Genomic DNA, 11,274 nt, shown 5'->3' on the forward strand with positions numbered 1-11,274 from the left:
ATGAGGACCCGGACCAATGACTCCGAACCCGCTGCACGCCGCCACCATGACTCATCCCTCGGTCGCCCATCCATCAGCGCCACGGGCGTCCAGTCCTTCTCGAAGTCCATCGACCCGGAAGGGCCTCGGCAAAACAGCCCGAGTCACCCCTGCGCCACGCGCCGCCAGCACGGCCCGACGCCATCAATCTCCAGTTCCCCAGGGGAGAGAAGGCGACAATAACTGACCACAGCATAACCCTGTAATTCTCGCTCCCCTCGCCTAGAAACCCCTGCCAATTCTTCCCCTTCCTCCCCGCTTCCGGCAGTGTGTTCCGAGCCGCGCGGTTCTCTTCTGTGACGGCGAAGCACTTCTGGAAACCTGATTGTCGAGGATCTACGCGATGACCCGACTTACAGTGCTCTATGGCCACCCCGAAAACCCGGCCGCGTTCGACCGCTATTAGCACGAGGTCCACGTTCCCCTGGCGCAAACGATGAAAGGCCTCAAGGGCTGGACGATCGGCAAGTGCGAACCGGCGACGCCCGGCGATCGGCCGCCGTACTACATGATCGTCGGACTGTACGCGGACTCACGACCCATCCTGGAGGCGATGCTGCAGTCCCCGGAGGGACAGGCGACAGTGGCCGACCTGGCGAATTTCGCCACGGGCGGGGCGAAATTCTTCTATGACGAAGAAACAGTTCTGATTCCTTTCCGTCTCGAATGACAGATCCGTCGATGCTCGTCCCGGGGAATGGCTCGGCGCCGGCCTCGAACCGGAGATTTTTTCTCAGTCAGCGCGCAGAACGTGGCGGATGTGGGCGTATCGAGAGGGGACTGCGGGTTTGCAGCGTCTCCCTGAAAATCGCGTTCACAGAAAGCCACTTCGATGAAACGTCCTGTTCGCCGTTCCAGCCACTCGCAGGCCTGCAACCTTTCGCCCGCCTGCATTCGCCTGGAAGACCGTCAGTTGCTCTCAGGAAACGTCGTCGTCGCCTTCGACGGCACGAACCTGGTCATCACGGGTGACAGCTCCGCCAATCAGGTGCAGGTCTTCTACGACGGTGCGGACGTGATCGTCCGCGGCCTCGAAGACACGAAAATCAACGGCGGCAATGCCGACTTCGTTGCCGCCGCCGCGACCAACACCCTCCCCGGCGACGTGCTGGTGAACCTCCAGAAGGGAAACGACCTGTTCTATGTGAGTGACGGCGTCGTGGTGACGGGCGACGTGAGGGTCCAGCCTGGCGCTGGCCACGACAAGACGGTCATCACCGACGCCACGGTCGGCGGCGACATCGTCATCGGCATGCCGTTCGACATCGCGGATGACCCGGGAAATGACAGCGTCGCCGTCGACAACACGACCGCGACGTCCGTCATCGTGGCCACCGGGGCCGGGCACGATGTGGTGTTCATGACCAGCGTCGCCGCATCCGAAGATGTGATCGTCCTGATGGGAGCCGGAAACGATGCCCTCTCCGGCAACTTTACGGCCAACTCGAACGTGCTGGTCGGGGCCGGGGCCGGCAACGACCTGTTCGTCGGCGAGTTCCAGGCCGGTGGTTTCGGCATCGACATGGAAGCGGGAAATGACCTGCTGTTCCTCAGCGAAGTCGATCAGTCCGATCCGGCCAGGCAGGCGTCGATCAACCTCGGCGCCGGCAACGACAAGGCGACCATCGGTTTGGATTCCGCGTCCTTAGCCTCCTTCTTGTCGGTGACGGGAAGCTCGGGGACGGACAAGTTCTTTCTGGCCCCGGGAGCGACGCTGGCCGAGGGGTTGCTCATCTCCGACGTTGAGTCGACGGCGCCCTACATCGTGGTGAGTGATCCGGCGGCAATGAAGCCCTTCAAATCGAGTCTCAAGCGATTTGAAGCCTTCGTCGACGCGATCTCAATGCTGCCGTAAGGTCGTCAAACCGCCCGAGTGGCAGCCCGGGAGGACATGATCTCGATGAAAGCGGCAGCACGAACCGGCGAATGACCATGCAAATGGACGTTCGCCGGTTTGCTGCATTGTGGAGGCGGTCAACCGCTCACATGAAAACGCGTCTTGCCCACATTCCGCTGGCCGGTGTAAATAGCCGCGCCAATTGATGAAGTGATTTCGGGTTTCTCTTCCAGGCAGCGTTGATGGCGACGCGACGGCGGCTTTCGCACAGCTCGAAGACGGTTCTCCGACTCATGGTCCGGTGGATCGCCGGTGGAGTCGTCGCCACGCTGCTGATGTGGCTCGTTTCAGGCGCGTTTGTCGATTCCGTGACAACGCTCGCCTATTCACCCGAATTGGGACGCTACGTCCACCAGCCGGGCGTGGTTCGCCGAGTCCGCACGGAAGGCTGGGCCGACTCGCGGTACGGCTCGCTGGACATCCTCGGAACTCCGAACGCGGAAGCGAATCGTGGGCGCTGCGTGATGGTCTGGGGCGATTCCTTCGTCGAAGGATCGCAGGTGGACGACGACGCGAAAGTCGCCAATCAGTTGATGCAGCTCCTCAGTCCCCTTGATCTGGGCGGGATCGGAGTCGGCCTCTCCGGGCGCGCGGCCGTCGACATCTACTTCGACCTCCCGAAGTACGAGAAGCTTCTCGAGCCAACGGCCCACTTCGTGATTCTTCCGAGCATCGATGACGCCTGCCCGGATGGAGTGGCGTTTCGATCGGCCCCAAAGCTGGAACTGGTGCCTCGGCCCGAGCCGACGCAGTTCCTGGGGCTGCGGGAATTTGTGGCCAACTCCCGCGCTGAGTTCCTGTATTCGGCTTACCTCAACCTCAAGGCGGCCCTGCCTGCTGCCGGGGTTCGCTCGCTGCGATTCTCACTGGGACCGGCGCCCGTGGCTCTCGCAGCGGAAAAATCCAGGCCAAAGCCAGAGGATCTTGTCGATTCGTGGCGGTTTCTGATCCGGGAGTTCCGCAGGCAGACGGATCGGCCGGTTACGTTCGTCTACGCCCCGAACGTCCCGCTGATTGAGGCGGGGCAATTGATTCGCGAGCACGGCGAAGAGGAATATGTTCAGAGGTTTGCGAAGGTCTGCCATGAGGAACGGACGGCATTCATCGACATGACGCCGCGGTTCCTGGCGTTTTACGAGAAGACGGGCAGGTTCCCCTGCGGCTTCGCGAACAGCCAGGTTTCAAAGGGACATTGGAACAGTGATGGGCATCGGCTGGTCGCCGAGGCGATCGCTGGAGACTGCGAGCGGCTGGTCCGCCTGGAACGCCGACAGGGACGTCGAGATGTTGTTCACGCAGATTGAGTTCGCGATCTTCTATGCGATCGTCCTGCTGTTCATGGTCGTGGTCCGCTCGAACAACGCGCGGAAGTGGTGGCTGCTCGGCGCGAGCATGTACTTCTACGGCTACTGGGACGTGCGGTTCCTGGCCCTGCTGGCATTCTCGACGATCGTCGATTTCTACGTCGCGCTCGCGATCGAACGGACGGACGATCCGGCGCGGCGGAAACGATGGCTGCTCGTGAGCCTGTGCACGAACCTGGGTGTGCTGGGCTTCTTCAAGTACTTCAACTTCTTCATTTCCTCGGCCGGTGCGATCCTGGGGCCGCTGGGATTGGAAGTGCAGACACTGAATATCGTGCTGCCGATCGGGATCTCGTTTTTCACATTCCAGACCCTGAGCTACACGATCGACATCTATCGCAAGGAGATTCCGGCCTGCCGCAGCCTCCGCGACTTCGCGATGTTTGTCGCATTCTTCCCTCAGCTGGTGGCGGGGCCCATTGTGCGGGCCCGTGATTTCCTTCCACAGCTCGATTCGCTGCGACCATTGTCATTCGAACGTGGCCTGCACGGATTTCGGCAGTTCACTCTCGGCCTTTTCAAGAAAGTGTTTATCGCCGACGGGCTGAGCGGGTTCGTGAACTCGGTATTCGCAGGGCCCGAGCTTTTCGATGGAGCGACAGTCTGGCTGGCGGTGATCGGTTTCTCGATCCAGATTTACTGCGATTTCTCAGGCTACTCCGATATGGCAATCGGGCTGGCCCGCGTGCTGGGGTACGACTTTCCGGAGAACTTCCGGATGCCCTACCTGGCGACCTCCGTCGCGGAGTTCTGGCATCGCTGGCACATCTCGCTGTCGACCTGGCTCAGGGACTACCTGTACATCCCACTCGGCGGCAACCGTCGCGGGGAACGCAGGGCTTACATCAATCTGATGCTGACGATGCTCCTGGGCGGACTCTGGCACGGAGCTGCGTGGGTGTTCGTGATCTGGGGCGGCCTTCATGGAGCGGCGCTGGGCATTCACCGGCTGTGGAGCCGACGCTCCGGCGCGCGGTCCAATCCACCGAAGCATCCCGTTGCGGCGGGGATCGAAACGATCGCATCGTGGGTCATGACGATGCTGGTCGTCATCGTAGGCTGGGTTTTCTTTCGATCGACAGACGGCGGCCTGCCCCAGGCGCTGGCAGTCCTCGACAGGATGTTCCTGCATCCGCTGCAGGGTGTTTCCTGGATTCATCCGTTCGTCGTCGGAATCATCGCACTGATGGCGCTGCTGCATGCCTGGGCCGGCGCGAATGTTTTTCCGCGTGTTCGACGGCTTCCGCTTGGGGCGTGGTACACGCCGGTGGCGATTTTCCTGATGCTGTGGGCGATCGTCGTCTTTCCGGCGAAGGAGTTTGCTCCGTTCATCTACTTCCAGTTCTGAAGCAGCGTCAGTTCAGTTCGAGCAGGACGAACTTGAGGTATCGCAGTTCCGGACAAACCAGCGGCCAGGGATGGTCGACCGGTTGACCGGTGATGGCGGCGACACGAGCCCGGCGTCTGGACTGCGACATGGCCGACACGAGGATCTCCAGGAACATCGATTCACTGATGTGGCTGGAACAGGAACTCGCGGCAAGCAGGCCACCGGGCTCGACGACCTTCGCGGCCGCGGTCATCAGCTTCTGGTAGGCGCCTTTGGCCCGCTCGACGCTCTTGGCTGAAGGGGCGAACGACGGCGGGTCGACGATCACGATGTCCCAGCGGCGCCCCTGCCCTGCGGTCTGTTCGAGGAACTCGAAAGCATCCGTGGCGATGGACGTGTGGTTTCCTTCCTCAAGGCCGTTCATCCTCCAGTGGCGGTCGCAGATGGCAACGGCCGGGCCGGCCGAGTCGACGGACGTGACCTTTCGGGCGCCACCCACGCCGGCTGCGATGGAAAAGCCGCCTGTATACGAGAACAGATTGAGCACCGTCTTGCCGGCGGACAGGTCGCGAATGATCCGGCGGTTCTCTCGCTGGTCGAGAAAGAAACCGGTCTTTTGTCCCTTCTGGACGTTCGACGTGAATTTCAACCCGTGCTCGAGGAATTCCGGTTCGACATCTGGATCTCCGGCGACCACTTCGGCGCCCTCCTCACCCCGTGTGCGGCAGACAACGCCTTTCAACGACAGCTTCTCAAGCAGCCACTCGCCAATGCCGGCGGCATTCCAGAAGCCTTCCGGGCCCGAACCGTCGAGCTTGAGCACTCCAGTCGTCCCGTAGAGATCGATCACAAGGCCGGGGAGGCCATCCCCTTCGCCGTTCGACAGGCGGTAGCCGGTGGTCTGTGGAGTGGTGACAGATTGCCGCAGGTGCACAGCCCGTTCGAGCTGTCGGGAGGCCCATTCGTCATCGACTCGGCCACCTTCCGGCTGGCAGACGCGGAAGGCGACGGGGCTGCCGGGGTCGTACATCCCGGTCGCGATTCTGCGTCGGCCGTCACTGGCGAAGAGTTCGGCGACGGAGCCGGGCTGGGCCTGGGGAACGTCGCGGAGGGCGTCGCGATAGACCCAGGGGTGGCCGGAACGAACCGACCGGACGAGGTCGCGGGCCAGCGTGAGGCGGATCAGGCGCGGAGAATGATGGAGCAGCTGGGACACAGAGCGTGGGGAGACCTAAGGACACAGGGACGGCCGATCCGGCATTTGAGCAGATCGGCGGAAGTAAATCGGCGTCGGGCGCTGTTTCCGGTCAATGAGAGCCAATCGGGCCTGTGCCGGAGGGCGAGGAGGGCGCGATGGTGCGTCGTGTGTGCGCGAGACCCGGTTTCCCCGTGAACGTCCGCCGAAGGACGTCGGAAGTGCCACTCGTGCGGCCGATCGGGAGATCCGGCCGGTCGGTCTGGGAATGTGGCGGTTTGGTAGTCATCGCGTTCATGGTTCCTCCACTCTGACGCGTGCGGTTGCGCAGTGCGGGCGTTGGCTTCCAGGCGGCTTCTGGCGAAGACCGCGCGTTTGGGAGGGTGGCGGAGCAGGGCTGGTCACTTTCTCAAGATGGCCCGATTCGTCGTCGCCCTGCGTCGCTGCCGCAAAATGACCCGCGGTGACGAGAGACGACCGACTGTGAAAAAGTGACGCGCCACGCCCCAATCCCCACCCGCCAAAGCACTTCCGACTTCCGGGCCCTCCCGCGCAACCGCCCCCGTCATGATGGAGGACGTATGAACACAACCACCGTCAACCAGTCGTCACACACCCCCGCCCGGCCGGATCCATGTCTGCATCACGCACGCTCTCCCGATGCCGCCGCTGAACTTCGGCGGGAATATAGGGCGAGGAGTACAGTACCACCCACACAACGCGCCCTCCTCGCCCCCTCGGCCTCAAACGCCTCCGCACTGTTCCCGATCCCTGCCCGTGCCTGCGACTTCCGCGCACGGCTGGTCACGTTTTCAAGATGGGCCAGTTCGTCGTTGGCGTGCGTCGTTGCCGCAAAATGACTTGCGGTGACGACAGACGACCTGGTGTGAAAAAGGGACTCGCCCTGGGTGGCGGAGGGTTCGACTGGCGTTTCGGGGAGCTTGTTTGCTACAAATCCCGTCGCAGCCACGAGAAACGCCTCGACATCGGCGTTCGATGAGTGATGGCACTCATTCCGATGCGCGAGTGCGCTCGCTGTTTCTCTATTTAGAGGTAGCCTTTTCGGCGTCTGCGCAGGGCTGCGCGCTTCGCGAAAAGTGCAAAGTGACACATGGTCGATCGTAACCTGATCCGGGAATTCAACGTTGATGATGCCGAGCTGGATGCCCAGTTCGGTGAAGATTTCTACGGCATGATGGACGTCGATGGAGCCGGCAAGGGCTTCGACGACATCATCCATGCCACTGCCAGCGGCTTCGATTCCAACCAGATCGTGGTCGGCACGGTTCTGGAAACCGACGGCGAAGAAGTCCTGGTCGACATTGGCTACAAGAGCGAAGGCGTCGTCCCGCTTCACGAATGGGCGGACGAAGAACGCAAGCCGCAACCCGGCGACAAGATTGAAGTGCTGCTCGAAGAGGTTGAAGGCGAGCAGGGCCTGATCATGCTTTCCAAGCGGAAAGCGGATCGGATGAAGGATTGGCTGAGCGTCGTTGAGTCGAAGAAGGAAGGCGACGTCGTCGAGGGTTCGGTCGTCCGCAAGATCAAGGGCGGCCTGCTGGTGAACATCGGCGAGTCGATCGCCAACAACGGCAACCGCGGCGTGAACGTGTTCCTGCCGGCCAGCCAGGTCGATATCCGCCGCCCGCACGACATCGGCGACTACATCGGTCAGAAGATCAGCTGTGTGATCCTGAAGATCGACGAACAGCGTCGCAACATCGTCGTCTCGCGCCGCAAGCTGATCGAAGATCAGCGGTCCGAGATGAAGCGGAAGCTGCTTGGCGAACTCGAGAAGGGCCAGGTCCGCAAGGGCGTCGTCAAGAACATCGCCGACTTCGGTGCGTTCGTCGACCTCGGCGGCATCGACGGCCTGCTGCATATCACCGATATGTCGTGGGGTCGCATCGGGCATCCCTCGGAAATGGTCAAGATCGACCAGGAACTCGAGGTCATGGTCCTCAACGTCGATCGCGAAAAGGAAAAGGTCGCGCTCGGCCTGAAGCAGCGGCTCCCCAGCCCGTGGGACAACGTGCCGGTGAAGTACCCGGTTGGAACCCGCGTGAAGGGCGAAGTCGTCAACGTGATGAGCTACGGCGCCTTCGTGAAGCTGGAAGACGGCATCGAAGGCCTGGTGCACATCAGCGAGATGTCCTGGACGAAGCGCGTCAACCACCCCAGCGAGCTGGTGCGGATTGGCGACGAAGTCGAAGTGGTGGTTCTCGCCATCAACTCCGACAAGCAGGAAATCTCGCTGGGCATGAAGCAGACCCAGCCGAACCCCTGGGACAACGTCACGGCCAAGTACCCGGTCGGAACGCAGGTCACCGGCGTGGTTCGCAACCTCACCAACTACGGCGCGTTCATCGAGCTGGAAGAGGGTGTGGATGGCCTGCTGCACGTCAGCGACATGTCGTGGACGCGCAAGATCTCGCACGCCAGCGAAATGCTGAAGAAGGGCGACGAGGTCACCTGCACCGTCATCTCCGTGGACGAAGCCCGCAAGCGCATCGCCCTCGGCATGAAGCAGCTCGGCAACGATCCCTGGGAAACCAGCATTCCGGATAAGTACAAGCCGGGCGCGATCGTCACGGGCAAGGTCACGAAGATCACCAACTTCGGCGTCTTCGTGGAACTGGAAGAGCAGCTGGAAGGTCTGCTGCATGTTTCGGAACTGGCCAACGAGAAGTCGGCCAATCCGGAAGACATCGTGAAGATCGGCCAGGAGATCGAAGTGAAAATTCTGCGAGTGGACAGCGCCGATCGGAAGATCGGTCTGAGCCGCAAGCTGGACGCTCCGATCGAAGAAGAACCCGCCGCCGAGAACCGCGCCCCGCGCGAGCTGAAGGGTGGTATGGGCGAATCGAGCGGTCCGCTGTTCGGGACTGCAACGCCGGAGTCGTAAGCGACAGCCCGACTGATTGATGACGAATCGAACGCCTCCCGGAGCTTTCCGGGAGGCGTTTTTTCGTTTCCAGAGACCGGGTTGTGCTTTGAATGCGATCCCGCCGGGACGTTAGGATGGGAAGCCACCCTCCAAAGTTCATGTGCTGGCCGTCACCCGGCCGGTGCATCCCGCCCAGGCGAGCCCTCCATGAAGCACCGCCCCGCTGCGCGACACGGGAAGTTCTGGCTCTCACTCGGTCTTCGGGCCGTGTTGTTGATGGCAGGCGCCTCGATGGCCGGGCCCGCTTCGGCCGCGGAACCACCCAGCGTGACGACGATGGTTCGCAAGTCGGCAGCGCCGGGCGAAACGCTGAAGGTGACGCTCGGAGGAAAAGGGCTGGCCGGCGACGTTCGGCTGTGGACCAGTTTCGGCCCCCCGATGCCCCTTGCGGACACTCCTCCCGACAACGGAAAAACCGATGGCTACTGCACGTTCGCCGTCAACGTTCCCGCGGGGACGCCGCTCGGAATGCACGCCCTTCGGGTGATCTCGCCGAATGGCGTCAGCACGACCCTGCCGTTCCTGATCGACGATCTTCCGACCGTCGAGAAGAAGGGGGGAAACCAGTCGCTTGCGACAGCCCAGGAGCTCACGATTCCGGGCGGAGTCGATGGCCGTGTCGACAATCTGAGCCGGGACTACTACCGCTTCCGGGTGGCAGCCGGGCAGACGGTGTCGTTCGAGGTCTTCTGCCGGCGACTCGGTTCGCCGATGGATGCCAGCTTGTACCTGTACGATGCGAAGGGACGCATCCTGGCATACTCCGATGACGCCGAGGGGCTCAGCACGGATCCGCAGTTCGTCTACACGTTCGCCAAAGAAGGCGATTACATCGTGGAGCTGCGCGACATCCGTTATGCAGGTGGCGACGCGTTCGGCTACCACCTGAGGATCGGTGATTTCCCCTGTGTTCACACTGCGTTGCCGCTGGCAGTGAAGCGCGGATCGACAACCCGAGTCGACTTCGCGGGAGTCAGCTGTTCGGACGCGACGCCTGCGATGGCCGCCGTCCCTGCCGACTGGGCGGAAGACTGGTTCCCCGTCAGCACGCGACGCTCGACTGGTTCGTCGAGCGCGTTTGCGACGCTCGCGGTCGTCGCCGCAGACGATGTGCTCGACCGGGAGCCGAACAATCACCAGCCCCAGGCGCAGCAGATTGAGCTCGGTCCCTCCATCAGCGGCCGGTTCGACGATCGCGGCGACATTGACCAGTTCACGTTCTCCGCAACAAAGGGGCAGCGGTACCAGTTCGCCGGATTCACCCGCGAGATCGGAGCTCCTTCGGACCTCACGTTCCGCGTGCTCAACTCTGAGGGAAAGGCGATCGCGTCGGCCGATGACAACGGCACGTCCGAGGGAACGCTGGACGTTACCTTCCCTGCCGATGGAACCTACACGCTGGAACTTGTCGACCTGAACAAGCGGGGCGGTCCCCAATACAGCTACCGCGTCGTGCCCTCGCTCTATCGTCCGGGATTCTCGCTGTCGGCCAGCACGGACACCGTCAATGTGCCAGCCGGCGGGACGGCTTCGCTCGTCGTGACGGCCGCGAGGCGGGACTATCCGGGGCCGATCGAGATCGAGGTTCGTGGCCTGCCCCAGGGCTTCCGTGCCGGGGCCGCCCGTCTCGGCCCGGGCATCAACTCGGCGACGGTGACGATCAGCGCCACGCCCGACGCCGCGTCAATGAGCCTTGCGGACGTGACGATCATCGGAAGTGCGAGGGTCCAGGAAACTGCGTTCGAGGCAACCGCATCGCTGGTCGACGCGCTCCGCGGCCGCTGGAGCGGGGTCACTCAGGTCAATCCCCGCTTCGCGGAGTCGGTCGTGCTCACGGTCGCACCGGCCCGGGGGATTACGCTGAATGTCGATCCTGCGGAAGTGGTATTCGGGCCGAGCCTGAAGGCGACGGTGAAAGTGACCGCGACCCGCGCGGCCGGATTTGATGGGCCCATCAAGCTGGTGACGTCGCCTGAAAAGGACGGTCTGCCTGCCAACATCACCGCCGAACTCAAGCCGATCGAGGCGGGTGCGACGGAAGCCGTGGTGACGCTGACCGCGAACGAAAAGGCGGCGAAGGGGCCGTTTTCGATCGCCCTGTCGGGAGTCCACGAGAAAGACAAGGTGGTGACCACGGCCGCAGTGCCGAATCTGGGCCTTCGCCTGCAGGAGGCATTCCAGCTCGCCGCGGTGCCAATGGCGACTCCGATGCTGGCCCGCGGGTCGACGCTGAAGCTCAAGGTGAACGTAACGCGGAACCCGGCGTATGCCGGAGAGGTCCGCCTGGTGTGTGAGAAGCTCCCGGCGGGCGTCACGGCGCCGGAGATCGTGCTGAAGGCGGATCAGGTTGAAGCGGAACTGACGTTGTCCGCCGCAGCCGATGCCACGGTCGGGATGGCCTCGGAGGTGATCCTCCGTGCATCATCGCCGGCGGAAGCTAAGATTTCATCAACGATTCCCCTGCCCGCCTTCAGCGTTCAGTAGTGCTGGAGTGTTGTCCAA

The 11,274-nt window shown here is 62.6% G+C and carries 6 protein-coding genes and 1 pseudogene; 6 read left to right on the forward strand and 1 reads right to left on the reverse strand.

What is annotated here, in order from left to right; translation table 11 throughout:
- Window positions 1-457: 457 nt before the first annotated feature.
- The 4 genes and pseudogenes from Pan44_RS16880 to Pan44_RS16895 all read left to right on the forward strand — a co-directional run.
- Window positions 458-709: pseudogene (locus tag Pan44_RS16880) on the forward strand (EthD family reductase); the annotation flags it as partial.
- A gap of 162 nt (window positions 710-871) precedes the next feature.
- Window positions 872-1,894: a hypothetical protein gene (locus Pan44_RS16885; RefSeq protein WP_145031208.1), complete on the forward strand. Its 1,023-nt coding sequence runs from the start codon at window positions 872-874 to the stop codon at window positions 1,892-1,894.
- A gap of 224 nt (window positions 1,895-2,118) precedes the next feature.
- Entirely contained in the window at window positions 2,119-3,240 is a 1,122-nt protein-coding gene (locus tag Pan44_RS16890) for a hypothetical protein (RefSeq protein ID WP_145031210.1), read from the forward strand.
- Complete coding sequence (locus Pan44_RS16895) at window positions 3,221-4,648, forward strand: MBOAT family O-acyltransferase (protein ID WP_145031212.1); 1,428 nt, start codon at window positions 3,221-3,223, stop codon at window positions 4,646-4,648. Before Pan44_RS16890 ends, Pan44_RS16895 begins: the two co-directional genes overlap by 20 nt.
- Window positions 4,649-4,655: 7 nt before the next feature.
- Here Pan44_RS16895 and Pan44_RS16900 read toward each other — a convergent pair whose 3' ends face one another.
- On the reverse strand, window positions 4,656-5,846 hold the full coding sequence (locus tag Pan44_RS16900; RefSeq protein WP_231754084.1) for a class I SAM-dependent rRNA methyltransferase: 1,191 nt from the start codon (window positions 5,844-5,846) through the stop codon (window positions 4,656-4,658).
- Window positions 5,847-6,936: 1,090 nt separating this feature from the next.
- Here Pan44_RS16900 and Pan44_RS16905 point away from each other — a divergent pair.
- Window positions 6,937-8,730, forward strand: coding sequence for a 30S ribosomal protein S1 (locus Pan44_RS16905; RefSeq protein ID WP_145031213.1), 1,794 nt, complete (start codon window positions 6,937-6,939; stop codon window positions 8,728-8,730).
- 189 nt (window positions 8,731-8,919) lie between these two features.
- Window positions 8,920-11,256 carry a PPC domain-containing protein gene (locus tag Pan44_RS16910; RefSeq protein ID WP_145031215.1) on the forward strand — a complete coding sequence of 779 codons (2,337 nt, stop codon included), beginning with the start codon at window positions 8,920-8,922 and terminating at the stop codon, window positions 11,254-11,256.
- The last annotated feature ends 18 nt before the right edge of the window (window positions 11,257-11,274 follow it).

The sequence above is a fragment of the Caulifigura coniformis genome (assembly GCF_007745175.1).
GTDB classification, from domain to species: domain Bacteria; phylum Planctomycetota; class Planctomycetia; order Planctomycetales; family Planctomycetaceae; genus Caulifigura; species Caulifigura coniformis.